The following is a 26,512-nucleotide window of genomic DNA, read 5'->3' as shown; positions in this document are numbered from 1 at the left end:
CCTAATGGTCAAAAGTAGTTTAGCTTGTTAGGCTTGGTGCTATGACAACGCTCCGGCGGAACTACCTGGCCGGCGCCCGTGTCGGGCTCGGGCTGGGTGTCGCGACCTTCGTCCTCGGCGTCACTTTCGGCGCGTACAGCCAGACTCTGGGCTGGGGGATCGTGGCACCGATCGCCGCGTCGATCCTCGTGTTCTCCGGCTCGGCCCAGTTCGCGATGGCCACCGCGCTCGCGGGCGGCGGCAACATCGCCGTCGCGGTCGGCGCCGCGGCCCTGATCAACGCCCGGTTCCTGCCGATGGGCGCCGCCGTCGCCGCGGATCTGCGCGGAGGACGGCTGCGCCGCGCGTGGGAGGGCCAGGCCGTCGTCGACGGTTCGTGGGTGGCCGCCCACCTCGGCGAGGGACGTTTCGATCGCGAAAAACTCATCGGTTGCACCCTTGTCCAGTTGCCCGCCTGGGTGCTGGGGACGGTGCTCGGCGTCCTCGCCGCGCCGCCGCCGGACGTCGTCGCGCGGTTCGGGCTCGACGTCGTGTTCCCCGGTTTCTTCCTGGTCCTGCTCATCGACGAACTGCGCCGTTCCCGCGAGGCGGTCCGGACCGCGGCGCTCGCCGCCTGCCTCGCCGGGATACTGGTGCTGTTCGTCCCGGTCGGGCTCGCGCTGATCGGCGCGTCGGCCGCCGCGCTGCTGGGCCTGGGGACGCGGCGATGACGCTCTGGATCGCCATCGTCGCCGTCGCGCTGGTCAGCATCGGGTTCAAGGCGGCGGGCCCGGTCCTGCTCGGCGACCGGACGCTGCCGCCGCGTCTGGCCGGTGTGATCGCGTTGCTGGCGCCCGCGCTGCTGGCCGGTCTGGTGCTGACCGACGTGACCGGTCCGGCCTGGTCCGGGGTCGACTGGACGCTGTGCGCGGGACTGGCCGCGATCGCGGTGACCTACCTGCTGCGCGTCCCGGTGCTCGCCGCGATCCTCTGCGGGGTCGTCGTCACCGCGGCGCTCCGGTTCCTCGTCTAGGCCCAGAACGGTCCGCTCAGCCCGGCCTGTTCGAAGTACGCGGCCGCGGCGGCCGGATCCCGGCGGGTGTAGCCGTGGTCGAGCCTGCCGTCGTACCAGCCGGCCGCGAGCCGCCACAACGTCGCCAGGTCCATGACATAACCCTTGTCCTGCCCCGTTTCCGCCAGCCAATCGTCCACACAGGACTCGCCGCAGAACAGGCGCTGGTTCCCGCAGGTGTGCACGACGTCGTCCCACATCCGGGCCGCCGGGACGAGGAAATGCGCGACCAGATCACCCTTCGGTGGGACCTGGTCGTTCACGAGCAGGGCTCGCGGTTCGCCGCAGCCCCGGCAGCGTGTGGACACCAGCACCTCGGGTTCGGCCTTGACCAGATGCGGGATCGCGAACGCGTCCCACGCGCAGCCGCCCCACCACAGCGTCCGCTCACCCATCACCGAGAAACCCAGCGGGATCGCGGCGAACGGATGCGCCATCACGACGTGCTCGCAGTCGTCGAGCACGAGGTGCCGCCGCTCCGCGAGCCGGTGCAGTGCCTGTTTCGCCACCGCGAGCGATCCGTGGGCGGCGTCGGCCAGTTCCGGCGCCGTCGGCGGCCTCCCGTGCTCGGCGAACGCGCGGTAGACCGCGACGCGGACGTCCTCGTCCCAGCTGGTGTCGGTTTCGGCGCTCATGGCGGCTCCCTGTGCTCGTCACCGAGTCTCCCCAGGCCGGCGCCACTCGGCAACCGCTCGCGAGTGGCCGAGGTCGCATGCCCACTGCCTGAGAGGGGGCTCCCAGCCAGCGGACGTCCCCCTTAACATGGCGGTATGACGTCGGTGGTCGAGCGGTTGCAGGGTGATGGACCCGTGTTCTCCATCGAGTTCTTCCCGCCTCGCGACGCGGCCGACGAGGCGGTGCTGTGGAAGTCGATCCGGGAACTCGAGCCGCTGGACCCGGCGTACATGTCGATCACCTACGGCGCGGGCGGCTCCAGCCGGGACGGCACGATCCGCAGTATCGCCCGCGTCGCCACCGAAACCACGCTGGTGCCGATGGCGCACCTCACCGCCGTGAACCACTCGGTCGCGGAACTGCGCAACGTCATCGGCTGGTACGCCGCCGTCGGCGTGCGGAACATCCTCGCGCTGCGTGGAGACCCGCCGGGTGACGTCTACGGCGACTGGGTCCCCCATCCGGACGGGCTCAACTACGCCGAAGAACTCGTGGAGCTGGTGCGTTCGCTCGGCGACTTCTGCGTCGGCGTCTCGGCGTTCCCGTACGGCCACCCGAGGTCGGCGAACCTCGAGGCCGACACGGAGTACCTCGTGCGCAAGCTGCGCGCGGGCGCGGATTTCGCGATCGCGCAGCTGTTCTTCGAGCCGGAAGACTTCCTCCGCCTGCGCGACCGGGTGGCGGCCACCGGCTGCGAGGCGCTGGTCATCCCCGGCATCATGCCGCTGACCACGCCGCGGACCCTGCACACGTCGATCAAGCTGTCCGGCGCGCCGGCGCCGCGGCGGCTGCTGGACCGGCTCGAACCGCTCGCCGGCGACCCGAAGGCCTTCCGCGCGGAAGGGATCGACGCGGTGACCGAACTGTGCGAGCGGCTCATCGCCGAAGGTGTCCCTGACCTGCACTTCTACACGTTCAACCGGTCCAAGGCCACGCGTGAGGTGGTCAGCAGGCTCGGGCTGGTCCCGGCCCGGGCGTAACTCCGTACCGAAGTCGCCCGCTGTCCCGGTAGCGTGCCGGTCATGGCTTCGACCGCGCAAAGTGTGCACCAGATCTGTGACCGGTACGTCGACGAGTACGCCGCGGCCGACCCGGTCGCCGCGACGACGTTCGGCATCTCCGGATACGACGACCAACTGACCGACTACTCGCCTGCCGGACACGCGGCCAGGGCGGCGATCGCCACGCGCGCGCTGGCCGAGATCGAAGCGGCCGAACCCGCCGACGACGGCGAGCGCGCGGCCAAGGCGGTGTTCACCGAGCGAATCGGGTTGCAGCTGGAGATCCACGAGGCGGGTCTCGACGTCGCGGCGCTGAACGTGATCGAAAGCCCCGTGCAGGAACTGCGCATGGTCTTCGACCTCATGCCCACCGACACCCCGGAGGACTGGGCGACGATCGCCGCCCGGATGGCGAAGGTGCCCGAAGCGCTCGACGGCCTCCGTGCCTCGCTGCTCGCGGCCGCGAACAGCGGCCGGGTCTCGGCGTTGCGGCAGGTCGGCAAGGTCGCCGAACAGGCCGAAACCTGGGCAGGGTTGAAGGACGACGCCGGTTTCTTCGAGACGCTGATCTCGGGAGCGAAGGACGTCGACGAGAAGCTGCGCGCCAAGCTCGGCCAGGCCGCTCACGCCGCTCAGGAGGCGTACGCGGAGTTCGCCGGTTTCCTCCGCGCCGAACTCGCCCCGCTGGCGCCGGTCAAGGACGCCGTCGGCGCCGAGGTCTACAAACTGTGGTCCCGGCTGTTCACCGGAGCCACCCTCGACCTGGACGAGGCCTACGCCTGGGGCTGGGCCGAATTCACCCGCATCGAAGCGGAAATGCGTGAGGTCGCCGGCCGGATCAAACCCGGCGCCACCCTCGCCGAGGCGGCCGCCGTCCTCGACGCCGACCCCAAGTACGTCGTCCGCGGCCGGGCCGAATTCCAGGCCTGGATGCAGAACTTGTCCGACAACGCGCTGAAGTCGTTGCGCGGCAAGCATTTCGACATCTCCGACCGGGTGATGGAGCTGGAGTGCAAGATCGCCCCGCCCGGCGGCACCGTCGGCGCGTACTACACCGCCCCGAGCGAGGACTTCGCGCGTCCTGGCCGCATGTGGTGGTCGCTGCCGCAGGGCCGGGACCAGTTCGTCACCTGGCGTGAGGTCAGCACCGTCTACCACGAGGGCGCGCCGGGCCACCACCTGCAGATCGCGACCGCGGTCGACCAGTCCGGCTCGCTGAACAAGTACCAGCGGCTGCTCGCGTTCACCTCCGGGCACGCCGAGGGCTGGGCGCTGTATTCCGAGCGGCTGATGCAGGACCTCGGCTTCCTCGCCGACGACGGCGACCTGCTCGGCATGCTGTCCGAGCAGCTGTTCCGCGCCGCGCGGGTGATCGTCGACATCGGCATGCACCTGGAACTGGAGATCCCGGCGGGCACCGGCTTCCACGAGGGCGAGCGCTGGACGCCGGAGCTGGGCCTGGAGTTCATGCTCACCCGCACCGTCACCGACCCGGCCCACGTGCACGACGAGATCGACCGCTACCTGGGCTGGCCCGGGCAGGCGCCGTCGTACAAACTCGGCGAACGCCTGTGGCTCGCCGCGCGTGACGAGGCCCGTGCGCGGCAGGGGGACGCCTTCGACATCAAGCAGTTCCACACGCGGGCGCTGGCGCTCGGCGGGATGGGGCTGGACACGCTGCGGGAGATGCTGGCCGCACTGGACTGAGCGGCGCTCCTTCGGCCCTCGCGCGCGCAATGAAGGGGCCTTTCATTGCAAAATTTGCAATGAAAGGCCCCTTCATTGCATCCGGATGGACCCTCCGGATACGTGCTTCCGCCCTGCTCAGAGGACCTCGGGACATCACCAACAGCCTCAGCGACACCATCGACCACAGCGATGGCGCATGAATCGCCACTCACGACCACGTGGCCCGCCGCGTGCCGCAATTCACGTGCCCCCACCACCGAAGCCTTGATACGTTCCCCCTTGTGCACCGGATCTTTCTCGTCACCCCACCCCCCGCTTCCTGAGCGGGGTGTCTCCGGCCGCGCGGCGTTCCAGCCGCCCGGCCGATCCGTGCTGCACTGAAGCACCCCGCGTCGTCGCCGTCCACTGACACGACAAGACGCAGGAGCGTTTCCCCATGTCCGTAGCCGTACCCACGCGCGCCCGATCGTCGGCCGCGCTCGTCCTCGCCGGTGTCCTCTGGGGGACCGGCGGCCTCGCCGGATCCCTGCTCGCCTCCCGCGCGGGGCTCCATCCACTGAGTGTCGCCGCGTACCGGCTGCTCATCGGCGGCGTGATCGCCACCGGCTACCTCTGGCTCACCGGGGGCCTCCGCGGCCTTCCCCGCACGACTCAGGTCCGCCGTCGCCTCCTGGCGGTCGGCGGCTTGTTCGCCCTTTTCCAGACCAGCTATTTCGTCGCGGTCTCGTTGAGTTCCGTGAGCGTCGCGACGATGACCACCATCGGCAGCGCACCCGTTCTGCTCGCCGTCGCGACGGTCGTCAGGTCCAGGAAACTCCCCACGCGGTGGACAGCGGTGTCGCTGGTCGGATCCCTCATCGGGCTGGCGCTACTGCAGTGGACGCCCGGAGAAGAGGTCAACACAGCCGGAGTGCTGTTCGCCTTGCTCGCCGCGGCCGGGTTCGCCGCGCTGACGCTGGTGACCGCGACCCGCGTCGAGGGGCTGGATCCCTTGCCCACCACGGCGTTCGGCTGCCTGATCGGCGGCGCCGCGCTCACGCCCGCCGCGTTGTGGTTCGGGATGGCCGTGCCGGTCCAGGCCGACGTGCTCGCGCTCGTCGTCTACTTCGGCATCGTGCCCACGGCGCTGGCGTACGCCGCGTACTTCCGTGGTCTCGAAGGCGCGCATCCCGTACTGGCCGCGTTGTCCGCCCTGCTGGAACCGTTGACCGCCGCGCTGCTGTCGATGGCCCTGCTCGGTGAACGGCTCGGCGCCGTGGGCTGGTGCGGCGCGGCGGTGCTCATCGCCGCGCTCGCCGTCGCCTACTCGAAACCTTAGAGCGGCAGCGTCCGTCCGAGGATCGCGAACGCCCGCGGATCCCCGGCGAAGTGGTAGTCCCGCAGCACATCGACGAATCCGACGCGCCGGTACAGGTTCCAGGCCCGGCTGGTGCCTTCCGGCGTGGAAAGGAGGACGTGGGCGTTGGGCACGCCGTCGAGCAGCCGCCGCAGGAGGTCCTCGCCGATCCGCTTCCCCTGGTTTTCGGGGCTGACGTGGATCTCGGTGAGCTCGAAGTAGTCCGACATCCAGTGCTCGGCGGCGGTCTGGCCCTCGCGGCGGGTCAGGCCGTGGCGGACCTGTTCGTGCCACCACTGGCCGCCGCGGCCCTTGTAGCCGTAGGCGAGCCCGAGCAGGACACCGTCCGCGTCGAGCGCGGCCATGCAGCGCCAGCCTTCGCGCAGCGCGTGCGTGAGCCACATCGGCGCGCGTTGCTCGGCCGTGCCTTCGGGGTAGCGCATGGCGTTGACGTAGATGGTCAGCGCCTCGGGGAGCCGGGCGCGGAACTCGTCCGCGGACAGCTGGACGTAACGGGTGCATTCCGAGGACATCGCGGTCACGGGCGCCCATCCTGCCCGGCGCCCGCGACGTCCGCGGGAGTGCCCCCGGTCAGCGCGACGAGGCGAGCGAACGTCGTGGGGTACACCGACTTCGGGTGTCCGGCGGCGGCCCAGACGACGTCGTGGGCGCGCAACGCGGTGTCGACGAGGGTGGTCAACGCCTTCGGGTGACCGACCGGGGCGACGCCGCCGATCGGCTGCCCGGTGTGCGCGCGGACGAAATCCGCGTCCGCCTTGCCGATCTCGTCGGCGCCGGTCAGCGAGGCGAGGATGCCGGTGTCGGCGCGGTGCGCGCCCGAGGTCAAGGCCAGCAGGGCCGTTTCGGTCCCGCCGGTACGGCTGCGGAACACGAGGCTGTTCGCGATCGCGCCGACCTCGACACCGAGCGCTTCGGCGGCTTGCGCGGCCGTGCGGACTTCGGCGGGGAGGATCCGGATCCCGTCCGCGGCGTCCTGCTGACCCGCCTCGGCGAGCGCGGCCGCGACCTTGGCCACCGAGGGATGCCCGGACTGGTCGATGGTGCTCATAGGCCTATGAGATCACGTGACCGATCCGGTGTCCCGCACCACATGCGGCGATCACCCCGGTACGGGGTTGAGGCTGCGGGGTTGAAGGAATGGGCACTTCGGGGTTACATTGGTCTTGTTCGAACAGACGTTCGACATTCGGTGAGCGCGCACCGGTAGGTGCCCGGCGCGGGGGCGGGGGAAGCGCCTCGGCGCCGGGCACCGGCCGGCGCTCACGTACAGGAGGAGGGTCGTCATGTCCGTTTCGGTCGTGTCCCCTGACGAAGCCGAGAGGCCGGGGGGCACCGCGCAGCCCGCCCTGCCGATGTCGTTGCGCCCGCCGGCACCACCCGCGGCGGTCTCCTTGTACGCACAGGCGAGGCGGGGTCTCGCCGAGGCAGAGCGGGAAAACGATCCCGCGGAGCGGTTCATCGGGGCGTATCTCGCCGCGCTGCGGGGCGCGGCGGCGGTACTGGAGGCCCGTGGCCGTCCGCACCGGGGCCGGGCCCGGCCGGCGAGCGGCTGGGTGCTGCTCGACTCCGTCGCGCCCGAATTGAAGGAGTGGGCGGCGTTCTTCGCGGCCAACTCCGCGACGCGGGCCGCCGCGCAGGCGGGGATCACCGGCAAGGTCACCGTCGAACTGGCGGACGAGCTGACGCGGGCCGCCACGGTGTTCCTGGAACTCGTCCGACGAGTGGTGCACGGGCTGCCGATGGGTGATTCGGCGCATGTGGCTTAGCAGCCTGTCGGCGGAGCTGCGGTTTCGTCCGGAAAGTGGCCGTACCCGTGAACCCGCCCGGCCGAAGGCCCCGCTATCGCGGTGGCAGGGCGCCTTCACCACCTTCGTGACTTGAAAGACCAGGTCGTGCCCTGCCGACGCCGATCGCGGACGCGGGTTCACCTATTCGACAGAGTCACCAGGGAGAGGGGGTGCCCGATGGCCGGGCAGGCCATGATCGACCAGGGCAGGTTCCTGGAGGCGCTCGGCGCCGAAACCGAGCTGATGGCCCAGGTGGCGCACACCGCGTCCGCCGACGCGCCGGTCCCGACCTGCCCCGGCTGGACGCTCGGTGAGGTCCTCAGGCATGTCGGCAGCGTGTACCGGGTCACCCGCCGCTGGATCATCGACGGACGGCGTCCCGAGCACTGGCAGCGCAAACCGGGGCCGACGCAGTCGCTGGAGGAGTACTTCCGCGAGGGCCGGGACGAGCTCGTCGCCGAACTGTCCGCGCACGAACCGGAGGCATCGGCGCAGACCTGGTGGCCGGCGGACCGCAGCTACGGGTTCTGGCGACGGCGGATGGCGCACGAGACGACGATCCACCGGATCGACGCGGAGAGCGCCGCCGGCCGGGAAGTGTCGGTGATCCCCGAAGACGTGGCACTCGACGGGATCGACGAGGCGCTGGTGCTGTGGTTCGGCCAGCGGCTGCCGTTGCTGGGCTTGTCCGGCACCAGAACCGGATCGGTCGGCGTGCGCACCGCGGGCCACCACTGGATCGCCAGAGCCGGGCCCACGGAAACGGTCGCCTGGCGATGCTCCGCCGAGGAGGCCCAGCGCGCGGACGATCTGATCACCGGGCATCCGGACAAGATCTACCGCTGGCTCTGGGGCCGGGCGGGTCCGACGGCGGTGACGGTCAGCGGAGACCAGGACATGGCGGGACAACTTTGGGCCCTTTTGCGGCTCGCGACTCGATGACCGGTCGGTGGGGAAGCCAAACCGGTCAGCGCCAGTCGGCGGAGCCGAAGATGTGCCCGAAGAGCGGATTCGCCTACATCACTCGGAAGTGTCGGTGGTGCCGTCTAGGTTCACAGGTGTGGCATCACAGCTGGTGAACCTGGTCTTCGACTCGGCCCTTCCCAGAGATCTGGCGGGTTTCTGGGAAGGGCTGTTCAGCTGGGACGCCCCGTTTCAACCGGCGTTCCGCTCCGAGGCGGTCCCCAAACGGGGCAAGAACCGGCTGCACCTGGATCTGACGAGCCGTTCGCCCGGGCACCAGGCCGAACTGGTGGACCGTGCGCTGTCCCTCGGCGCACGGCACATCGACATCGGCCAGGGCCCGCCGGAGGAGAAACGGGTGCCGTGGGTGGTGCTCGCGGACCCCGAGGGCAACGAGTTCTGCGTCCTCGAACCGCGCGAGCAGTACGAGGGCGCCGGCGCGATCGCTTCGATCGTCACCGACGCCCTCGACCCGGAGCGGCTCGCGCGGTTCTGGGCGGCAGCCCTGGGCTGGGAGATCGGCGTCCGTGAGAAGACGATCGTGGGTCTGCGGCCACCGGGCGGGCGCGGCCCGTGGGTCGAGTTCCTCGCCACGAAAGAGGAGAAACAGCACAAGAACAGGCTGCGGTTCGAGATCGCGCCACGGCGAGGCAAGAGCCGGGCGGCCGAAGTCCGGCGTCTTAGGGAGCTCGGCGCGACAGGACAGGGTTCGGCGAGGCAAGGCGCCGTGGCCATGGTGGATCCGGAGGGCAACGAGTTCACTGTGCTCGCACCCCGCTAGTTGTTTCGCCGGGGTTGCGCGGTGGCGTCGAACGCTGACCTGAGCGAAACACCCGCGCCGTTGGCAGGCAACAACCGGCCGGGACCGTGGAGCTCATGGAGACCTATCGAGTCCGGCCCGCCCAGCTTCACCCCGGTGAAGAGACAACGACCGCGTCGGCCTGGCGGGTCCGGATCCGCGTGGACGACCGGCCGGGCACCCTGGCCAGGATCGCGATCCGGCTGGCCGACCTCGAGTGCAACATCCTCGGGTTGTCGGTGCTCCCGGTCCCCGGCGGCGTGCTCGACGAGATCGTCCTGCGGCCGGCCACCGGTCTGCCGCGGCAACTGCTCATCGACGCCATCCGCGACGAAGGATGCGAATGCTCCGCCGTCATCGACGCGGATCTGGCCGAACTGGTCGATCCGGCCACCGCGACGTTCGCCGCGGCCAAGAGAGCCGTCGAGGAGCCCAGCGGCCTCGCGGAGGTCCTTCGCGGCGTCCTCGCGGCCGACGTCGTCACGAAGGTCCCGTCGATCGAGGCGAACCCGGCCCGCACGGAGGGCGGGCATCGGGCGGTGTTCCCGGCGGGCGACGGCACCGCGTTCGTCGCGCGCCGCCGGTGGTCGCCGTTCGTCGAACTGGAACTGAGCCGCGCGGTCGCGCTGACCGGGCTGATGACCGCCGTCCGCGACAACGTGACCGGTCCGGTCGTGCTCGACCGGGCCGACGGCGCCGCGATCGTCCTGCGGAAGGGCGTCCCCGGTGACGCGGAAGCGGTGTCCGCGCTGCACCAGAGATGCTCGATGACCACGCTTTTCCACCGCTACCACACGGGAATGCGCGCAGTGCCGCGCCGCTGGCTGCACCGGCTCCTGATGCCGCCGCGGGGGATCAGCCTGCTCGCGGTCTGCGGCCGGGACGTGATCGGTCTCGGCCAGCTGATCCCGTCGGCCGACGCCGGCGCGGCCGAAGTCTCACTCCTGGTCGAGGATTCCTGGCAGCGCCAAGGCATCGGCACCGCCTTGCTGACCAGGCTCGCCGTCCTCGCCGCCGCCAAGGGGGAGCGCGAACTCGCCGCCGTCTGCCTGCCCGGCGACGATTCCCTCTACCGCACCGCCGCCCGCGCGGGGCTCCGCCCCGAACGTGCCCCCGGCGACTCCGGCACCCTGCGCCTCACGCTCCCCAACCCCCGCAATTAGTCACCTACTTGCGAAAGAAACGATCGCAACCAGGTGACTACTTGCGGTTCCAGAACCAGTCTTTGCCCCGGGCCTCGCCCAGCGCGCGCTTCTTGCGTTCGGGAGTGAGCCGTTCCAGGTAGAGCTTGCCGTCGAGGTGATCGGTCTCGTGCTGCAGGCACTGGGCGAGCACGTCGAAGCCTTCGACCTCGACGGGCTCGTTGCGCAGGTCGACACCCCGCACCACCGCGTGCTTCGCGCGGACGACCGGGAACCACAGTTCCGGCACGGACAGGCAGCCCTCGCCGATCTCATGCGTCTCTTCGGACAGCTCGACGATCTCCGGGTTGATCACGTATCCGCTCAGCCCGCCGACGTCGTAGCTGAACACCCGCAGGCCGACCCCGATCTGCGGCGCCGCGAGCCCGGCGCGTCCGGACGGTTTCACCCCGTCCATCAGATCGGTCACCAGCGACTCGATCTTCTTGTCGAATGTCTTGACCGGGTCGCATACGGTCTTGAGCACGGGATCCCCGAAGTAGCGCAGGTCGCGCATCACCATGTTCGAACGTCCTTCTCCGCAGGTCTGAGCCGTGATTCTAGGCCCGCAGGCGCAGTCCCTTGGGAGTCGCCCGGAATCCCGCCTCCTGGAGGACGCTGGAAAGCTCCGAGGTGAGTGCCACTTCGCCGTCGGCCCTCTGCACCGCGAGCTGACCCAGCCAGCCTTCCCGCACCGCCGTGGACAACGCCCGCGCGGCCGACCGCAACGTCTCCTGATCCTCGGTGAAACTCAGCAGCGACCGGCCGCCGCGTTCGACGTACATCGCCGGGACGCCGTCCACGAGCACCGCCAGCGCGCCCGCCTTCCTTGCCGGACGGTGTTTCGGGTCGCCCGTCGCGCCGGGCCACGGCAACGCGGCGCCGTAGGGCTGGGCCGGGTCGGCGGCGGCGAGTACGACGGCGCCTTCCGTGGTGGTGCGCTGGTTCCCGGACTGCGCGCGCAGCCTGTCGACCGCGCCCTTCGCCGCGAACTGCGCCGCGCCGAGCCCTTCGACCACGTAACCGCGGACGACCTGGCCCGAATCCTCCATGCCGCGCAAAACCTTGTAGATCCCGGAAAACCCGCCTGTCACGCGCTCGGTGTCGAGTGCGCCCCTGGTGAGGACGCCGTGCCGTTCCAGGAACGCCTCCGTCCGCGCGAGCGCACGCCTGGTCGGATCCGGTGCGCGGTCCGGAGTCAGCGCCCAGCGCCCCGCGACCGTCGGCGGACCCGTGCGCGAAGGCATCGCCGGTCGTCCGGCACGAAGCCTTGCGTACCGGCCACGAGGAGCTTGCCGTCGCGGCTTGTGCGCCGCGCCGGAACCGGAGACCTGCGCCCGCAACGGGCCCAGCGTGTCCCCGGTGACCAGCCCGGCCCAGACGAGATCCCACAGCGCGGCGACGACTTCACCGTCGTTGGGCGGGGTTTCGACCAACGGCGACGCGCGGTCCACGAGCTGGCGGAAGAACTGCGCCCCACCCTCCAAAGTGGACAGAATGGCCTGGTGCAGCGGCCCGGAGGGCAGATCGTCGTCGAGGTCGGGCAGCAGCAGATCGGCGACGTCCGTGGGGGCGAGCGCCAGCCAGCCGTCCCCGCCGGACAGGGAACCGCAGCCACACCAGGTGACCTCGCCCGCCGTGGTGAGTTCGTCCAGCAGCGAGGGGGTGTAGCCGGGCAGCCTGCTCGGCAGGATCAGCGACTCGACGGCGCTCGCCGGGAGCGGGGCACCGGCCAGTTGTTCGACCACGGACAGCACGTCGTCCGCCGTCGGCGCCGACCGCACGCGCGCGCCGATGCCGTGCCACGACGGCAGGAACCGGCCCAGCGCCGCCGGTTCGACCGGCTCGACCTCGGCCCGCAGCCGGGCCAGCGACGCCCGCCTGAGCCTGCGCAGCACCGACGCGTCGCAGAACTCCATTCCGACGCCGTGGGTCTCCGGATGCCCGACCGGGCTCAGCTCGCCCCGGACCAGCCTGCCCTGCGCGGTCAGCCTGTCCAGCACACCGGTGACCACGGCCGTCCCGAGGCCGAACCGCTCGGCAGCCTGACGGGCGCTGAACGGGCCACGGCTGCGCGAATAACGCGACAGCAGGTCGCCGACGGGATCGTCGACCGGTTCGGTGAACGCCTCCGGCACGCCGACCGGCAGCGCGGTGCCCAGCGCGTCCCGCACCCGGCCCGCGTCCTCGATGGCGATGAAGCGTTCGCCACCGCCGATGCGGACCCGGAGCACTCGCCGCGCGGCCTCCAGTTCCTCCAGCCACTCCCGCTGGATGCCGCGTGCGGCGGCCTCCTCGATCGAGAGATCTCCGAGGAATCGCAACAGATCCGCGGCTTCCTCGGCGTTGCGGGCATGCCTGTCGGGGTCGAGCCGTTGCAACGAGCGTTCGACTTCGGCGACGACCTCGGCGTCCAGCAGCTCCCGGATCGCCTCGGTGCCGAGCAGTTCGGCCAGCAGCGTCGAATCCAGCGCCAGCGCCGCCGCACGCCGTTCCGCGAGCGGGGCGTCGGTCTCGTACAGGAACATCCCGACGTAGCCGAAGAGCAGGCTGCGCGCGAACGGGGACGCCGACGGTGTCTCGACCTCGACCAGCTTGACCTTCCGCGACCGGACGTCGGTCATCAGTTCGCGCAGCCCGCCGACGTCGTACACGTCCTGCAGGACTTCCCGCATCGCCTCCAGCACGACGGGGAACCGCTCGTACTTGGCCGCGACCGAAAGCAGCTGCGACGCGCGCTGCCGCTGCTGCCACAGCGGCGTGCGGCGGCGCGGATCCCGGCGGGGGAGCAGCAGCGACCGCGCCGCGCATTCCCGGAACCGGGCGGCGAACAACGCCGAGCCGCCGACCTCGGCGACGATCAGCTGCTCGACCTCCTCCGGATCGAGCAGCACGTCATCGATGCCGATGGTGATTTCCGAGCCTTCCGAGTCCAAGGCTTCCGGCAGCCGCAGCACGATGCCGTCGTCGGAATGCGCCACCTGGGCGTCGACCCCGCGGTTCTCCCGGAGCCGGGCCGCGATCGCGAGCGCCCACGGCGCGTTGACCTGAGCGCCGAACGGCGAGTGCAGGATGACCCGCCAGTCACCGAGTTCGTCGCGGAAGCGTTCCAGCAGCACGGTCTTGTCGTTCGGCACATGACGCGTGGCGGACTTCTGTTCTTCCAGGTAGGCCAGCAGGTTGTCGCACGCGTACTCGTCCAGCCCGGCGACGGCCGCGCGTTCCCTGGCCACCGAAGGCTCCGAAGTGGACAGTTCGCGGACGAACGCGCCCAGCGCCCGCCCCAGTTCCAGCGGGCGGCCCGGGGCGTCGCCCTTCCAGAACGGCATCCGCGCGGGCTCACCCGGCGCGGGCACCACGATCACGCGGTCGTGGGTGATGTCGGTGACCCGCCAGGAGGAGGTGCCGAGCAGGATCGTGTCCCCGACGCGGGATTCGTAGACCATCTCCTCGTCGAGCTCGCCCACCCGCGACCCGGGTTTGTCGTCGCCGCCCGGAGTCATCACGGTGAACAGGCCGCGATCGGGGATCGTGCCGCCGGAGGTCACCGCCAGCCGCTGCGAACCCGGACGGCCGTGCAGTTCGCCGCTGACCCTGTCCCAGGTGATCCGGGCGCGCAGCTCCCCGAACTCCTCGCTGGGATACCGGCCGGCGAGCATGTCGAGCACGGCCAGCAACGCGTCGTCCGGCAGGGACGCGAACGGCGCCGCGCGGCGGGCGAGGGCGGCGAGTTCGTCGACCGTCCACGATTCGAGCGCCACCATGGCCACGATCTGCTGCGCGAGCACGTCGAGCGGGTTCCGCGGATACCGCACCGCCTCGATCGACCCGGACGCCATCCGTTCCGCGACCACCGCGCAGGAGACGAGGTCACCCCGGAACTTCGGGAACATCACCCCGCTCGACACCGCGCCGACCTGGTGCCCGGCCCGGCCGACGCGCTGGAGCCCCGAAGCGACCGTCGGCGGTGCCTCGATCTGCACGACGAGATCGACCGCACCCATGTCGATGCCGAGCTCCAAGGACGACGTCGCCACGACGCAGGCGAGACGGCCGGTCTTGAGCTCCTCTTCGACGTGGGTGCGCTGCTCGCGCGACATCGAGCCGTGGTGCGCCCGCGCGATCACCGGCGCCGCGCCGGTGGTGAGCCCGGACTGGCCGATCGCCTCGGCCGGATACCGCTGATCCGGCTCCAATTCGGACTGTTCCGCCACGAGTTCGTTGAGCCGCGCGGTCATCCGCTCGGTGAGCCGCCGCGAGTTGGCGAACACGATCGTCGACCGGTGCGCCTGGATCAGTTCGAGGACCCGCTCCTCCACCGCGGGCCAGATCGACGGCCGCCGCGGTGCGCCGTCGATGTCCTCGAGCGAGCCGGGGAGCCGGGCGAGTCCCGCGTCGAGGTCTTCGTTCTGCTTCGGTCCTTGAGGACCGTCGAGATTGGACATGTCCTCGACAGGGACCTCGACGCGGACCTCGATGGTCTTCGCGAGTTTCGGCTGGACGATGGTGACCGGCCTGCCGCCCGCCAGGAACGAGGCGACCTCGTCGATCGGCCGGACCGTCGCCGAGAGCCCGATCCGCTGGGCGGGCTTTTCGAGGAGAGCGTCGAGCCGCTCCAGCGACAAGGCCAGATGCGCGCCGCGTTTGCCGCCCGCGACCGCGTGCACCTCGTCGATGATCACCGTCTCCACGCCACGCAGCGAGTCACGCGCGGAGGAAGTGAGGATGAGGAACAGCGACTCCGGCGTGGTGACCAGCACGTCCGGCGGGGTCTTGCCGAACGAGCGCCGCTCGGCGGCGGTGGTGTCGCCCGTCCGCATGCCGACGCCGATGTCCGGCACCGGCAGCCCCAGCCGCCGCGACGCCTGCGAGATGCCGGCCAGCGGTGCCCGCAGGTTGCGCTGGACGTCGACCGCCAGCGCCTTCAGCGGCGAGACGTAGAGGACGCGGCAGCGTTTCCGCGGCTCGGACGGCGGCGGCTCGACCGACAGCCTGTCCAGCGCCCAGAGGAACGCCGAGAGCGTCTTGCCGGAGCCCGTGGGGGCCACGACCAGCGCGTGTTCCTTCGCGTGCGCGGCACGCCACGCCCCCTCCTGCGCCAGGGTGGGCGCGGCGAAGGCCCCGGTGAACCAGTCCCTGGTCGCGGGGGAGAAGAGGTCGAGTACGTCTGCCACGCCCTCCATAGTGCGCCGGACCACCGACAGTTTCGCTCCGAGCCCTGGTCGGCGGAGCTGAGACGGGCCTGCCAACAGGACAGAACGCGTGAACCCGCCCCGGCCGAAGGCCCCGCTATCGCGGTGGCAGGGCGCCCGAAGAGATCAGCTTCACCACGACGACCAGGCTGCGTCCTGCCGACGTCGATCGCGGATGCGGGTTCACCAACAGACACGGAGCCCTGTGACACGGCACCCGGTCGGGGACGAGTTCGGCGGGTTCCGCACGTACGGTGACCTCGCTCATGGGAGCATCACGGCCAGCGCGACCGGATCAGTGCTGGGGCGGTCGCCGTTCGTCTGTGAAGGGGTAAGTGCTGTGCGGATCCTGTCGGTGGACCTCGGGACGTCCAACACCGTGGCCGTCCTTTCGGCGCACGGGAGGCCGCCGCGGGTGGTCGAGGTCGACGGTTCGGCCAACATGCCGTCCGCGGTGTTCGCCACCGAGGACGGCACGATCATGGTCGGCCGGGACGCCGAACGCCGGGCCCGGCTGGACCCGACGCGCTTCGAGCCCAACCCCAAACGCCGGGTCGACGAGCAGACGCTCCTGCTCGGCACCGACGTCATTCCGGTCACCGAGGTGCTGGCCGCGATCCTGCGCCGCGTCCTCGACGAGACCACCCGCCAGCTCGGCGGCGAGCTCCCCGACGAGGTCCGGCTCACCCACCCCGCGCAGTGGGGCCAGACCCGCCGCAACGTGCTTCTGTCCGCCGCCCGGCTCGCAGGGATGGGCGGCAACCTGGTGCTCGTCCCCGAGCCCGTCGCCGCGGCCGCGCACTTCGCGTCGTTCCCCGGCAAGACGCTCGCGCCCGGGCAGGCACTCGCCGTGTACGACCTCGGCGCCGGCACCTTCGATGTCGCGATCGTCGGCGCGACCCCGAACGGCGGCTTCACCGTCGTCGCCGAAGACGGCCTTCCCGACCTCGGCGGCCTCGACGTCGACCAGGCGCTGCTGGTGCACGTCGGGCGTGAGGTCTCGCATAAGGATCCCCAGCGCTGGCAGCGGGTTCTGCGGCCTGAGTCCACTCCGGACCGGCGGACGCGCCGCGCGCTGCAGGAGGACGTGAAGGCGGCGAAGGAGGCCCTCTCGCGGCATCCGCAGACCGAGGTCCCGATGCCGGAGCCGTTCGAGGACGTCCTCGTCACGCGAGGCGAACTCGAAGCGCTGGTGCGGCCGTCGATGCTGCGCAGTGTCGAGCTGATGGCGCGCGTGGTCCGCTCCGCCGGGATGACCCCGGACCGGCTCGCCGGCATCTACCTCGTCGGCGGTTCGAGCCGTCTCCCGCTGGTCGGCAGCCTGATCGCGGAGAAGCTCGGCGTCGTCCCCGGCAGCCTCGACCAGCCGGAGACCGCGGTCGCGCTCGGCGCCCAGCACGTCGCTTCCGACGGCATCAGCTCGCGTACGCAGGGCGTCGAAGGTCAGGTCGCGGCGGGAACCGGCGCACACCCCGGCGTTTCGGGTCCGTACGCGCCGCCGCCGCAGCAGGTCGCGTCGATCCCCGGCTACGCGGGCGGGGGCCCCGGCCAGTCCGGCGGTTTCCCGCAGTCTGGCTACCCGAACAGCGGCCCGCAGCAGGTGCAGCAGCCCGCGCCGGCGAACTTCCCGACGTACTCGCTGGCCGGGCAGGGCGCCGGGGACAAGGCGCCCGCGAGCAAGAAGAAGCCGCTCGTCATCGGCGCCATCGCGGCCGTCGTCGTGCTGATCGCCGCCGGGCTCACCTACTTCCTGACGTCCTCGTCGGCGACCACCTACACCGCCGACGAGTGCAAGGTGCCCGGCGCGGCCGACGACAAGGGCCTCACCGGCTGCCTGCGCCAGCTCGCCGGGAAGATCGCCGACACCGGTGACTGCAAACCCGGCATGGGCAACGGACCGGCGAAACCGGCCGAGGACCTCGGCGTGACGTCGACCTGCTCCGCCCCCGGCCGGGCCGGAACCCAGGTGACCTATCTGCAGAGCGACTCCGCGGACAAGCTCAAGGCCTACACCGACGGACTGCTCAAAGCGGCCGGTGGGGACCGCACCGAGGCCAAATGGGTCGGCAACGCCCTGGAAGGCCAGTACTCCTCGGCCGCCGGGCGGAACGCCGCCGTACTGGTGTTCACCGTGACCGACCGGCCGCTGGTCGGCTTCATCTACCAGGTCCCGGCCGAAGGACAGAACCCGACGCCGGGCGAACTGGCCGACTACTTCGAAAAGAGCGTCCAGCCGGGCGAGTGATTCCCGCTGTTAGCGCGTGAGGGCCCCCTTCTCTCGGCTCGGCCGAGGGAAGGGGGCCTTCACGCGTTTCGTGCCCGAGGCGGGGCTAGACTTCACCCGATGCGTATCACGGTCTTCCGGCGGCTGATGGCCGACGAATTCGGTCCCGGACGTGCGGAAACCCTCTCCAGAGATCACGTCTTCGGTGAACTCGGGGGGCAGACCGTCGAACAGGCCCTCGACGCGGGAACCTCGGCCAAAGACGTCTGGCGGGCGGTCTGCGACGCCTTCGAGATCCCGCCGGAGCGGCGCTGACCTCGGCAAAGGGGCAAGAACTCTAGCGCAACGGCGTGTCGGCAATGGCCTCGAACACGTGTTCGTCTATGGTGTTGTCCACAACGGGGTCAGCGATCCACAGCTTGGGCGCGAGGCCTGGAATTGTCGGTGGTCGCCCGTAGCGTCGGACCCGACAGCTCAGAACTGAAACAAGCCTTACCGGCTCAACCAACGAGGTGGACTCCATGGCACCAGCAGCACCCGACAAGGACAAGGCGCTCGAACTGGCCCTCGCCCAGATCGACAAGCAGTACGGCAAGGGCTCGGTCATGCGCCTCGGTGAAGAGGGCCGTGTGCCGATCGAGGTCATCCCCACCGGTGCCATCGCGCTCGACGTCGCGCTCGGGATCGGCGGCCTGCCCCGTGGCCGGGTCATCGAGATCTACGGTCCGGAGTCCTCCGGTAAGACCACCGTCGCGCTGCACGCGGTCGCCAACGCGCAGCGGAACGGCGGCATCGCCGCGTTCATCGACGCGGAGCACGCGCTGGACCCGGACTACGCCCAGAAGCTCGGCGTCGACACCGACGCGCTGCTGGTCTCCCAGCCGGACACCGGTGAGCAGGCGCTCGAGATCGCGGACATGCTGATCCGCTCCGGCGCGCTCGACATCCTGGTCATCGACTCGGTCGCCGCGCTCGTGCCGCGCGCCGAGATCGAGGGCGAGATGGGTGACAGCCACGTCGGTCTCCAGGCCCGGCTGATGAGCCAGGCGCTGCGGAAGATGACCGGTGCGATGAGCAACTCCGGCACCACCGCGATCTTCATCAACCAGCTGCGCGAGAAGATCGGCGTCATGTTCGGCTCCCCGGAGACCACGACCGGTGGTAAGGCGCTGAAGTTCTACGCGTCGGTCCGTCTGGACGTCCGCCGGATCGAGACGCTCAAGGACGGCGGCGAGCCCGTCGGCAACCGCACCCGCGTCAAGGTCGTGAAGAACAAGGTCGCGCCGCCCTTCAAGCAGGCCGAGTTCGACATCCTGTACGGGAAGGGCATCTCCCGCGAGGGCTCGCTGATCGACATGGGTGTCGACCAGGGCATCCTGCGCAAGTCCGGCGCCTGGTACACCTACGAGGGCGACCAGCTGGGCCAGGGCAAGGAGAACGCGCGCAAGTTCCTGCTCGAGAACCCGGACATCGCCAACGAGGTCGAGAAGCGCATCAAGGAGAAGCTCGGCATCGGCGCCGTTGTCGACGCCGAAGCCGCCCCCGCGCCGGTCGACTTCTAGGGAAACGAGGGGATTGGGCGAGGTGCGCTCGCCCTGCTCCCTTCTCCGTGCCTTTCGGGGCTCGGGTGCCGATTCGTTGTGGGACTTCTGAGGAGTGGTAGCTGAATGCGTCCGCCCAAAGTGGATCCGGCGGAGCTGCCGCCGGACGAGCGGAGGAAGAAGGCCAAGGAGATCTGCTTCGATCTCCTGGCCGCGCGCCCGCGCTCCGCGGAGGAACTACGTCAGGCCCTCAAGCGCAAGGGCTTCGACGAGGAGACGACGGAGACCCTGCTCGGTAAGCTGGACCAGGCAGGGCTCATCAACGACGCCGAGTTCGCCGAGATGTGGGTTCGTTCCCGCCATGCCAACATGGGCCTGGCACGGAATGCCCTCGTAGCCGAACTCAAACGCAAAGGAATCGATGGGGATATCGCCGTCCAGGCCGCCGACGAGGTGGACCGAGAGGCAGAGGAGCAGCGCGCCCGAGAGCTGGTACGGAAGCGCATGCGCTCCTTGGGCAACGTCGACGAGCAGGCGGCGATCCGCCGCCTGCTGGGCTTCCTCGCCCGCAAGGGCTATCCCCAGGGGCTGGCCTACACCGTGATCCGCGACGAACTCCGCGAGTTCGGCGCCGAGTCGGCGCTCCTGGACGACGCCGCCCTCGACTGAGTCACCTTCACCTGAGTCACTTTCACCTGAGCCGCTCACCGGCCGTGCGGGCCCGCTTGCCCGCCGGCCGGTGTTTCGCGTTCAGTTGGTCGTGAGTGGCGATTCGGGTTAGAACCCGAATCGCCACTCACGACTGGTTTCCACGCCAGGAGCGGTGTGAGAGGGTAGGCGCTGTGATGCGGATCATGGGGCGCCGTCGCGCGCTGGTCGGGGTTCTTGCCGGTTCTCTCCTCCTCGCCGGATGCAACGCCGGACCCGGGCAGGTCGGTACGGCGGTGATCGTCGGCGGCAAGACCGTTTCGGTGGATCGCGTGCAGGAGCTGATCGACAAGGCGGTTCGTGAGCACCCGTACGGGCAGCAGCTCGCCAAGGAGCACAAGCTCGACCTCGTCGGCCGCGAGATCGTCCGCCAGGAGATCCTGCACGACCTCACCGTGCGCGCCGGTCAGCGGGAAGGCATCGGGGTCGACGAGTCCCTCGTGGTGAACGCGTTGCAGAAGGATCCGCTGGCGAAGCCGATGGAGGCCAACCCGCAGGACGATCCCGAACTCAGCGTCCAGCAGCTCGTGGCGAGGGTGCGGGACCACCGTGAATCCCTGGTCGACGCGGCTATCCAGACCCAGCTCGCGATGAAGTACCTGGACAAGCTCAGCGTCTCGTTCGACTTCAGCTCGGTCTCCTCGACCGACGCCACCGGTGCCGACGCGGACCAGTTGCGCGAGCAGGCGATCGAGAAGGCCCGGCGCTTCGCCGCCTCGCCGACCGCGGCGGCCGAGCTGATCGCGCAGGACGAGCAGACGCCCGGTATGCAGGCGGGCACCGGGCAGAAACTGCCGGCGATGCAGTCGCCCGCGACCGCGGCCACCGTCCTCTTCGGTCTCGAACCCAACACCGTCGCCGCGTTCAAGCCGACACCGCAGCAGCCGCTGTGGGTCGTCGTCGTGGTGCGTGAGCGGACCGCCGACAAGCCCGTCGCTTCGGATCAGGCCGCGCAGCCCAGCGCTCAGCAGCTGGCGAAGGTCGGTGTCCGGCTCCTCCAGTCCTACCTCGACCAGGTCGACCTCAAGGTGAACCCGCGCTACGGCGTGTGGGATGTTGTCGGCATGGACCTCGCGCCCAACGAAGCTTCGAAGAAGGGCATCGTGCTGCCTGTGCACGGTGCCGCCCAGCAAAACCCGTGACCGCTGCCGTCGTCGTGATCGCCCGTGGGGCGACGCTGCCCGCCGCGGCACTTCCGATCCTGCGGAGCAGCAGTGCCGTGTACGCGGCTTCCGATGTCGATCCCGAGGTCTTCGGGGTACCGGCGCTCGGTGACACGCAGGTGCGCGACCTCGTGCTCATCGCCGGTTCGCGAAGGGAACCGAAGGCCGCGGCGCTGATCGGGGCCGGTGCGCGGGTGGTCGAAGCGCCCGTTCCGCCGCTGGTCGAGGCCGCCGACGTGATGGACCGCCTCCGCTCGCCGGGTGGATGCCCGTGGGACGCCGTCCAGACACACGAGTCGCTGCGGCAGTACCTGGTCGAGGAAACCTACGAGCTGCTCGACGCGATCGAGGAGGGCGACCGGGCCGCCTTGCGCGAGGAACTCGGCGACGTCCTGCTCCAGGTGCTCTTCCACGCGCGCGTCGCGTTCGAAGACACGGAAGATCCGTTCGGGATCGACGAGGTCGCTTCCGAACTGGTCGCGAAACTCGTCGGCCGTCATCCGCATGTCTTCGCCGACGCTCCCCGGGTCGAGACCGTCAGCGACCAGAACCTCAAGTGGGAAGAACTGAAACAGGCCGAGAAGAGCCGCCAGTCCATTGTGGACGGTGTCGCGCTCGGCCAGCCCGCCGTGGCGCTCGCCGGGAAACTCGGGCAGCGCAGCGGCCGTGCCGGGATCCCGCTCGACCTGTTCCCCGAAGGTTCCGAAGCGGCGGCCCAGTTGTTCCGGGTGGCCGCGACCGCGCGCCGGGCGGGAATCGATCCCGAAGGCGAGCTCCGTGCCGTGGCGAAGCGGTTCGCGCGCGACATCCGCGACGCCGAACAGGCCGCGCGTGACGCCGGTCTGGAACCGACGACGCTGGAGGCCGACGGCTGGCGCAAGTTCTGGCCGACTTCCTGACGGCCGGTTCACACCTCCACGTGAGCAGTCGGCCCTTGTGACGCGGAACACAATCGAGTGAGAACCGTTTCGACGGCCCCCGCGTCTTGCCGGGTGTGAAGGGAACGGAACCGGACGAAGAGCAGCTCGTCCGCCGCACGGCCAAAGGTGACCGGGCGGCGTTCGAGGAGCTCTACCGCCGCACGTCGCCGTGGCTGGCCGTGCGCCTGCGCCGTCGCTGCGCCGACGAGCAGATCGTCGCCGAGGTGATGCAGGAGACCTACCTCGCGGTCTGGCGCGCGGCGGGGGCGTTCGCCGGTTCCGCGGTCGGCGGGAGCGCCGTCGGCTGGCTGTGGACGATCGCCGCGCGGCGGCTGGTCGACGCCTTCCGCCGCCGGGCGAAATACGCGCAGCCGCTGCCGGTCGCCGAAGCGGCCGTCGCGCCCGCCGCCGAGGACGAGGCGCTGGCCGGTGCGGTCGGCGACCACGTCGGCGACGCGCTGCGCCGGCTCGCTCCCGAACTACGCCAGGTCCTGCAGGCCATGGTGCTCGACGGACTGACCGTCCGCGAGACCGCGGTCCTGCTCGGCCTGCCGGAAGGAACCGTCAAAACCCGCGCCAGGCGGGCTCGGATCGCGATGCGGGAGGCGCTGTCGTGAACAAGGAACACGTGTCCGAACAGCTCCTCGCCGGTTACGTCCGCGGGGACGACGGCTTGGCCGGTGACGAGGTCTGGGCCGTCGAAGCCCATCTCGAATCCTGTGCGGAATGCCGGGGAAGGCTGTCCGCGGTCAGCATGCCGGCGGTGTCTGCGCTGGTGGACGACGTCTGGGCCGGATTGGATTCGAAACTCGCCGAAGCGGGGCCCGGGCCGATGCGAAGTCGGTGGGCCGGGCGCCTGCACACCTGGGTGACGCCGGTGATGCTGCCGTGGCTGGTGATGATCGTCCTGATCCCGGCATTGGGCTTCCTGCTGGACTGGGTCGGATTCACCGGGACCGAGGGGTACTCGTTCGTCCAGCTCTTCTCGCCGCTGCTGCCGGTGCTCGGGGTCGCGGTGTCGTGGTCCAAGGGGCTCGATCCCGCCTACGAACTCGTCACTTCCACGCCGCGGGCCGGGCTGTACCTGCTGCTGCGCCGGACGACGGCGGTCCTTGCCGTCGTCTTGCCGATACAGGCCCTCTCGGGCTGGCTCGGCGGCGACGGATTCGGGCTCGGTCTCCTGCCGAGCCTGGCCTTCACCACCGGGACGCTCGCGCTCGGCGGGCTGATCGGGGTGGTGCGGGCGGCTTACGTCCTGGCCGGGATCTGGGCGGCGGTGATCTTGGCACCCGCGGTGGCTTCACAGGGGCGTGCCACCGCGCTCGAACCCCGGCTGCTCCCGGTGTGGGGTGCGATCTTCGCGCTGACCGCGGTCGTGGTGGTGCTCCGGCGGAGCGTCTTCGGCCTGCTCACCGGATCCGAACGATGAACGAAGGGGAGGACATGATGCGTGCTGTCGGGGCCGCGGAGGTCGCACCGACGACCTACGCGTGGCAGATCAAGGCGGAGGGACTGAAGGTCCGGGTCGGCAAACGCAAGTTCGCCGTGAACGGGCTCGACCTGGAACTCGGCACGGGGGTGCACGGTCTGCTCGGCCCGAACGGGGCGGGGAAGACCACGCTGATCCGGGCACTGGCGACGGTGCTCCGGCCGGCGGAGGGAGGGCTGGCGCTGCTCGGTGAATCCGTCGGGGGACTCACCGATCAGCGCCGCCTACGCCGCCGTATCGGCTATCTGCCGCAGAATTTCGGTTTCTACAAACGTTTCACCGTCCGCGAGTTCGTCGAGTACATCGCGTGGCTGAAGGAAATGGCGAAGGAAGACATCCCGGGAGCGGTGCAGCGGTCGATCGAACGGGTCGGTCTCGCCGATCGCGCCGACGACCGGATGAAGACGCTGTCCGGCGGCATGGTGCGGCGGGTCGGGATCGCGCAGGCGATCGTGAACGATCCGGACCTCCTCCTGCTGGACGAGCCGACCGCCGGACTCGACCCCGCGCAGCGCGTGCGGTTCCGGGACCTCCTTCAGGAAATCGGCCGTGAGGCCTGCGTGGTGGTCTCGACGCATCTCGTCGAGGACGTCGCGACGGCCTGCACCGACGTCGTCCTGTTCGAAAACGGGAAACTCGTCTTCCAAGGGACGCCGGACGAGCTGGCCGCGGCCGGGAGCGAGGAGTACGTCGGAGACAGCCCGATAGAGCGCGGCTACTCGGCGCTGCTGGGGCACGAGCCGGGGAGGGGGAACTGGTGAACACTCGTATCCTGCGGACCGAACTCCGCCGTTCCATCGCCCCCTGGGCGACGCTCGCCATCCTCGTCGTCGCGTTCGGATTCCTGTATTCGTTCAGCGGGCCGTGGTCGAAGGCACCGCTCGCCTGGGACGAGAACTGGGTGCCCGCCGCGGAGTGGAGCCGGTTCCTGCTGGTCTTCCTGTGGCCGATCGCGATCGGCGCCGGGGTCATCCAAGGCATGCGGGACAGCCGGTCCGGGATGACCGAACTGCTCACCACGATGCCGCGGCCAGGCTGGCACCGCGCCGCGAAACTCGCCGGTGCGTTGGGCGGCCTGCTGGCCCTGGGTTATCTGCTGATCTTCGCCGTCGGCGCCGTCCAAGTGATCTTCAGCGGCGCGTTCTTCACCTTCGGCTGGCTGCCGCTCGTCGTGGTCGGTGTGCTCGCGATGCTCGCGGGAGCCTGGATCGGGCTGGGGATCGGCCGGTTGCTGCCGCATCCGCTGACCGCGCCCGCGGTGGCCGTCGCCGCTCTCGTGACCGTGCTCGTGTTGGAGATCGGCGGGTCGCAGGGCAGCGTGCTCGTAGGCGCTGTTCCGGCCTGGGCCTACTCACTCTCTCCCGCGATGGACGTCACCAACGATCCGTTCATCACCACCGCGAGCCGGGTGGATCTCGGACAGGGGGTCTGGCTCGCCGGACTGGCCGTGACCGGATTCCTTCTGCTGGCGGCTCGTTCCAAGCGGACGAAGGCACTCTCCGTCGTTCCCGTGCTGGTGGCGGTCGCGATCGCGATGCCCATCCTGCCCGCGACCTACGCCGAGGCCAAGACCGTCGACCCTCGCGCGACGGTGATGGTCTGCGACGGCCCGGTCTGTGTTCCTCGCATGCTCGAAGCCGACCTAGCCCGTATCGCCGGGCCTGGCAAAGAAGCGTTGCGGCTCTTGGGAACACTGCCGGACGCACCGGTCAGGGTCACGGCCTTGAACCGGCGGGTGGCTTCCGACGAGGTGCCGCCGCGTGCCGCCGACACCCTCTTGGTCGACTTACTGAATTGGTCCTTCCGCTCGGCCGAGAATGCGGAGGACATGACGCGGGAACTGGTCGCCGGCGTCGGGACGCCGACTTGCTACACCATCTATGGCGCCGACAGGGCCTTTTTGGACGAACTCACCGCGCGGTCGATCACGTCGAGCTGGTTCCTCGGTGAGTGGAAGATGCTCGAGGGTTCCTGGCTGAGCGAAGAGAAGAAGAACGAGGTCCTCAGCGACTGGGAGACCTTCCGGGCCTTGCCGCCCGACGTGCAGCGCACGCGGATCATCGCGCAGCGGCAGGCGGCCCTGACCTGCCAGGGCAATCAGCTCGACATCCTCCTCGGCGGCGCCCGATGAGATGGGCGGTGCTGTACGCGCGCTCGCGTGCCATGCCCGCGTCGTTCGCGGCGCTGGTGGTGAGCATGGCCGTGCTGTGGTTCCTGGCTCGGGACCGCTGGTCGGAGATCCCGGTTTCCCTCGCGCTCGCGGTGGCGGTCGCGGTGACGGCCACCGGGCTGAGCGGGCAGGACGTCGATCTCGACCGGACCGCCGCGATCCGGTGGCTACCTCGTCGCGGCCTGCATCTGCTGCTGATCGGCGGCCTCGGCGTCGGAGCCGTGCTCCTGCCGCGGCTGTGGGAGGCGGAGCGGATTCCGGTGGAGATCATCGTGCGGAACGCGGCCGGGCTGCTCGGTCTCGCGGGGCTCGCCGCGGTGCTGTTCGGCGGGGCCTTCGGGTGGACGTTGCCGCTGCTCGCGCTCCTGGTCGCCTTCGTGGTCATGATGGCGTCGTCGGGTACGGACACCGTGAACCTGGTGGCGACCTGGTTGTTCCAACCCGCCGATGTGGCGGCAGCCCTGTGGACCGCCGTGGTGTTCGCCGTCGTGGGCTCCGGCGCCTACGCGGTCTACGGCGCCCGTCGCTGACTTCGCCGAAGTGTCCGGAAAGGGTCGTTCCTGACGAAATTCGTCAGGAACGACCCTTTCATGACGTCCCCG

The 26,512-nt window shown here is 70.2% G+C and carries 25 protein-coding genes; 20 read left to right on the top strand and 5 right to left on the bottom strand.

Annotation, left to right across the window (positions count from 1 at the left end; translation table 11 throughout):
* Positions 1-41 precede the first annotated feature (41 nt).
* Positions 42-710, top strand: coding sequence for an AzlC family ABC transporter permease (locus tag ACLJO0_RS23500; protein WP_410580540.1), 669 nt, complete (start codon positions 42-44; stop codon positions 708-710).
* A complete protein-coding gene (locus ACLJO0_RS23495) occupies positions 707-1,012 on the top strand; it encodes an AzlD domain-containing protein (protein ID WP_410580539.1) in 306 nt (101 codons plus the stop codon). Before ACLJO0_RS23500 ends, ACLJO0_RS23495 begins: the two co-directional genes overlap by 4 nt.
* On the opposite strand, the gene merB is transcribed toward ACLJO0_RS23495, so the two are convergent.
* Positions 1,009-1,686: an organomercurial lyase gene (gene merB / locus ACLJO0_RS23490; RefSeq protein ID WP_396562035.1), complete on the bottom strand. Its 678-nt coding sequence runs from the start codon at positions 1,684-1,686 to the stop codon at positions 1,009-1,011. The two genes, ACLJO0_RS23495 and merB, sit on opposite strands and share 4 nt — an antisense overlap.
* A 135-nt stretch (positions 1,687-1,821) precedes the next feature.
* Here merB and ACLJO0_RS23485 point away from each other — a divergent pair, with 135 nt between their 5' ends.
* The 3 genes from ACLJO0_RS23485 to ACLJO0_RS23475 all read left to right on the top strand — a co-directional run bounded on the left by ACLJO0_RS23485 (position 1,822) and on the right by ACLJO0_RS23475 (position 5,734).
* Positions 1,822-2,706 (top strand): methylenetetrahydrofolate reductase, encoded by an 885-nt coding sequence (locus ACLJO0_RS23485; RefSeq protein ID WP_007029305.1) that lies wholly within the window; start codon positions 1,822-1,824, stop codon positions 2,704-2,706.
* Positions 2,707-2,748: 42 nt separating this feature from the next.
* Positions 2,749-4,434, top strand: coding sequence for a DUF885 domain-containing protein (locus tag ACLJO0_RS23480; RefSeq protein WP_410580538.1), 1,686 nt, complete (start codon positions 2,749-2,751; stop codon positions 4,432-4,434).
* A 418-nt stretch (positions 4,435-4,852) separates the two neighbouring features.
* Positions 4,853-5,734 carry a DMT family transporter gene (locus ACLJO0_RS23475; RefSeq protein WP_410580537.1) on the top strand — a complete coding sequence of 294 codons (882 nt, stop codon included), beginning with the start codon at positions 4,853-4,855 and terminating at the stop codon, positions 5,732-5,734.
* Here ACLJO0_RS23475 and ACLJO0_RS23470 read toward each other — a convergent pair.
* The gene (locus ACLJO0_RS23470) at positions 5,731-6,294 is read right to left on the bottom strand and encodes a GNAT family N-acetyltransferase (protein WP_410580536.1); all 564 of its coding nucleotides are present in this window, start codon (positions 6,292-6,294) and stop codon (positions 5,731-5,733) included. The genes ACLJO0_RS23475 and ACLJO0_RS23470 overlap by 4 nt on opposite strands.
* Entirely contained in the window at positions 6,291-6,821 is a 531-nt protein-coding gene (locus ACLJO0_RS23465; protein ID WP_125785343.1) for a YbaK/EbsC family protein, read from the bottom strand. Before ACLJO0_RS23465 ends, ACLJO0_RS23470 begins: the two co-directional genes overlap by 4 nt.
* Positions 6,822-7,056: 235 nt before the next feature.
* Between ACLJO0_RS23465 and ACLJO0_RS23460 the strand changes: the two genes are divergently transcribed.
* The 4 genes from ACLJO0_RS23460 (at position 7,057) to ACLJO0_RS23445 (ending at position 10,485) form a co-directional block, all read left to right on the top strand.
* Complete coding sequence (locus ACLJO0_RS23460) at positions 7,057-7,539, top strand: SAV_6107 family HEPN domain-containing protein (protein WP_007029300.1); 483 nt, start codon at positions 7,057-7,059, stop codon at positions 7,537-7,539.
* A 198-nt stretch (positions 7,540-7,737) separates the two neighbouring features.
* Entirely contained in the window at positions 7,738-8,502 is a 765-nt protein-coding gene (locus tag ACLJO0_RS23455) for a maleylpyruvate isomerase family mycothiol-dependent enzyme (RefSeq protein WP_410580535.1), read from the top strand.
* A 118-nt stretch (positions 8,503-8,620) separates the two neighbouring features.
* Complete coding sequence (locus tag ACLJO0_RS23450; protein WP_410580534.1) at positions 8,621-9,304, top strand: VOC family protein; 684 nt, start codon at positions 8,621-8,623, stop codon at positions 9,302-9,304.
* Positions 9,305-9,399: 95 nt separating this feature from the next.
* Complete coding sequence (locus tag ACLJO0_RS23445; protein ID WP_410580533.1) at positions 9,400-10,485, top strand: GNAT family N-acetyltransferase; 1,086 nt, start codon at positions 9,400-9,402, stop codon at positions 10,483-10,485.
* A gap of 37 nt (positions 10,486-10,522) precedes the next feature.
* On the opposite strand, the gene def is transcribed toward ACLJO0_RS23445, so the two are convergent.
* Entirely contained in the window at positions 10,523-11,026 is a 504-nt protein-coding gene (def, locus tag ACLJO0_RS23440) for a peptide deformylase (protein ID WP_410580532.1), read from the bottom strand.
* 37 nt (positions 11,027-11,063) lie between these two features.
* Positions 11,064-15,686 carry an ATP-dependent helicase gene (locus ACLJO0_RS23435; RefSeq protein ID WP_410580531.1) on the bottom strand — a complete coding sequence of 1,541 codons (4,623 nt, stop codon included), beginning with the start codon at positions 15,684-15,686 and terminating at the stop codon, positions 11,064-11,066.
* A 349-nt stretch (positions 15,687-16,035) separates the two neighbouring features.
* Between ACLJO0_RS23435 and ACLJO0_RS23430 the strand changes: the two genes are divergently transcribed.
* From ACLJO0_RS23430 to ACLJO0_RS23380, 11 genes are all read left to right on the top strand, one after another.
* Positions 16,036-17,940 carry an Hsp70 family protein gene (locus ACLJO0_RS23430; RefSeq protein ID WP_410580530.1) on the top strand — a complete coding sequence of 635 codons (1,905 nt, stop codon included), beginning with the start codon at positions 16,036-16,038 and terminating at the stop codon, positions 17,938-17,940.
* Between the two features lie 99 nt (positions 17,941-18,039).
* Positions 18,040-18,234 carry a DUF3046 domain-containing protein gene (locus ACLJO0_RS23425; RefSeq protein ID WP_125785350.1) on the top strand — a complete coding sequence of 65 codons (195 nt, stop codon included), beginning with the start codon at positions 18,040-18,042 and terminating at the stop codon, positions 18,232-18,234.
* Between the two features lie 206 nt (positions 18,235-18,440).
* The gene (gene recA, locus ACLJO0_RS23420) at positions 18,441-19,481 is read left to right on the top strand and encodes a recombinase RecA (RefSeq protein ID WP_101606377.1); all 1,041 of its coding nucleotides are present in this window, start codon (positions 18,441-18,443) and stop codon (positions 19,479-19,481) included.
* A gap of 120 nt (positions 19,482-19,601) precedes the next feature.
* The gene (locus tag ACLJO0_RS23415; protein WP_125799946.1) at positions 19,602-20,129 is read left to right on the top strand and encodes a regulatory protein RecX; all 528 of its coding nucleotides are present in this window, start codon (positions 19,602-19,604) and stop codon (positions 20,127-20,129) included.
* Positions 20,130-20,305: 176 nt separating this feature from the next.
* Positions 20,306-21,310, top strand: a complete 1,005-nt coding sequence (locus tag ACLJO0_RS23410; RefSeq protein ID WP_410580529.1) for a hypothetical protein — start codon at positions 20,306-20,308, stop codon at positions 21,308-21,310.
* Positions 21,307-22,230, top strand: a complete 924-nt coding sequence (locus tag ACLJO0_RS23405) for a MazG family protein (protein WP_410580528.1) — start codon at positions 21,307-21,309, stop codon at positions 22,228-22,230. The genes ACLJO0_RS23410 and ACLJO0_RS23405 overlap by 4 nt, the downstream gene beginning before the upstream one ends.
* Positions 22,231-22,325: 95 nt before the next feature.
* Entirely contained in the window at positions 22,326-22,868 is a 543-nt protein-coding gene (locus ACLJO0_RS23400; protein ID WP_125782537.1) for an RNA polymerase sigma factor, read from the top strand.
* A complete protein-coding gene (locus tag ACLJO0_RS23395) occupies positions 22,865-23,680 on the top strand; it encodes a zf-HC2 domain-containing protein (protein ID WP_410580527.1) in 816 nt (271 codons plus the stop codon). Before ACLJO0_RS23400 ends, ACLJO0_RS23395 begins: the two co-directional genes overlap by 4 nt.
* A gap of 17 nt (positions 23,681-23,697) precedes the next feature.
* On the top strand, positions 23,698-24,501 hold the full coding sequence (locus ACLJO0_RS23390) for an ABC transporter ATP-binding protein (RefSeq protein ID WP_410580526.1): 804 nt from the start codon (positions 23,698-23,700) through the stop codon (positions 24,499-24,501).
* Positions 24,498-25,871, top strand: a complete 1,374-nt coding sequence (locus ACLJO0_RS23385) for a hypothetical protein (RefSeq protein WP_410580525.1) — start codon at positions 24,498-24,500, stop codon at positions 25,869-25,871. Before ACLJO0_RS23390 ends, ACLJO0_RS23385 begins: the two co-directional genes overlap by 4 nt.
* Positions 25,868-26,440: a hypothetical protein gene (locus ACLJO0_RS23380; protein ID WP_410580524.1), complete on the top strand. Its 573-nt coding sequence runs from the start codon at positions 25,868-25,870 to the stop codon at positions 26,438-26,440. Before ACLJO0_RS23385 ends, ACLJO0_RS23380 begins: the two co-directional genes overlap by 4 nt.
* The last annotated feature ends 72 nt before the right edge of the window (positions 26,441-26,512 follow it).

The organism is Amycolatopsis sp. lyj-108, assembly GCF_046549005.1.
In the GTDB taxonomy this organism is placed as follows: domain Bacteria; phylum Actinomycetota; class Actinomycetes; order Mycobacteriales; family Pseudonocardiaceae; genus Amycolatopsis.
The sequence above is the reverse complement of the archived record's forward strand: the minus strand, read 5'-3'. Positions and strand labels throughout refer to the sequence as shown.

Bases quoted from the DNA above. Each gene is read 5' to 3' on its own strand.
- ACLJO0_RS23460 (WP_007029300.1), top strand. From the start codon at position 7,057: ATGTCCGTTTCGGTCGTGTCCCCTGACGAAGCCGAGAGGCCGGGGGGC.
- ACLJO0_RS23500 (WP_410580540.1), top strand. From the start codon at position 42: ATGACAACGCTCCGGCGGAACTACCTGGCCGGCGCCCGTGTCGGGCTC.
- ACLJO0_RS23455 (WP_410580535.1), top strand. From the start codon at position 7,738: ATGGCCGGGCAGGCCATGATCGACCAGGGCAGGTTCCTGGAGGCGCTC.
- ACLJO0_RS23445 (WP_410580533.1), top strand. From the start codon at position 9,400: ATGGAGACCTATCGAGTCCGGCCCGCCCAGCTTCACCCCGGTGAAGAG.
- ACLJO0_RS23485 (WP_007029305.1), top strand. From the start codon at position 1,822: ATGACGTCGGTGGTCGAGCGGTTGCAGGGTGATGGACCCGTGTTCTCC.
- ACLJO0_RS23435 (WP_410580531.1), bottom strand. From the start codon at position 15,686: ATGGAGGGCGTGGCAGACGTACTCGACCTCTTCTCCCCCGCGACCAGG.
- ACLJO0_RS23390 (WP_410580526.1), top strand. From the start codon at position 23,698: ATGCGTGCTGTCGGGGCCGCGGAGGTCGCACCGACGACCTACGCGTGG.
- ACLJO0_RS23465 (WP_125785343.1), bottom strand. From the start codon at position 6,821: ATGAGCACCATCGACCAGTCCGGGCATCCCTCGGTGGCCAAGGTCGCG.
- ACLJO0_RS23475 (WP_410580537.1), top strand. From the start codon at position 4,853: ATGTCCGTAGCCGTACCCACGCGCGCCCGATCGTCGGCCGCGCTCGTC.
- ACLJO0_RS23410 (WP_410580529.1), top strand. From the start codon at position 20,306: ATGCGGATCATGGGGCGCCGTCGCGCGCTGGTCGGGGTTCTTGCCGGT.
- ACLJO0_RS23425 (WP_125785350.1), top strand. From the start codon at position 18,040: ATGCGTATCACGGTCTTCCGGCGGCTGATGGCCGACGAATTCGGTCCC.
- merB (WP_396562035.1), bottom strand. From the start codon at position 1,686: ATGAGCGCCGAAACCGACACCAGCTGGGACGAGGACGTCCGCGTCGCG.
- def (WP_410580532.1), bottom strand. From the start codon at position 11,026: ATGGTGATGCGCGACCTGCGCTACTTCGGGGATCCCGTGCTCAAGACC.
- ACLJO0_RS23495 (WP_410580539.1), top strand. From the start codon at position 707: ATGACGCTCTGGATCGCCATCGTCGCCGTCGCGCTGGTCAGCATCGGG.
- ACLJO0_RS23380 (WP_410580524.1), top strand. From the start codon at position 25,868: ATGAGATGGGCGGTGCTGTACGCGCGCTCGCGTGCCATGCCCGCGTCG.
- recA (WP_101606377.1), top strand. From the start codon at position 18,441: ATGGCACCAGCAGCACCCGACAAGGACAAGGCGCTCGAACTGGCCCTC.
- ACLJO0_RS23480 (WP_410580538.1), top strand. From the start codon at position 2,749: ATGGCTTCGACCGCGCAAAGTGTGCACCAGATCTGTGACCGGTACGTC.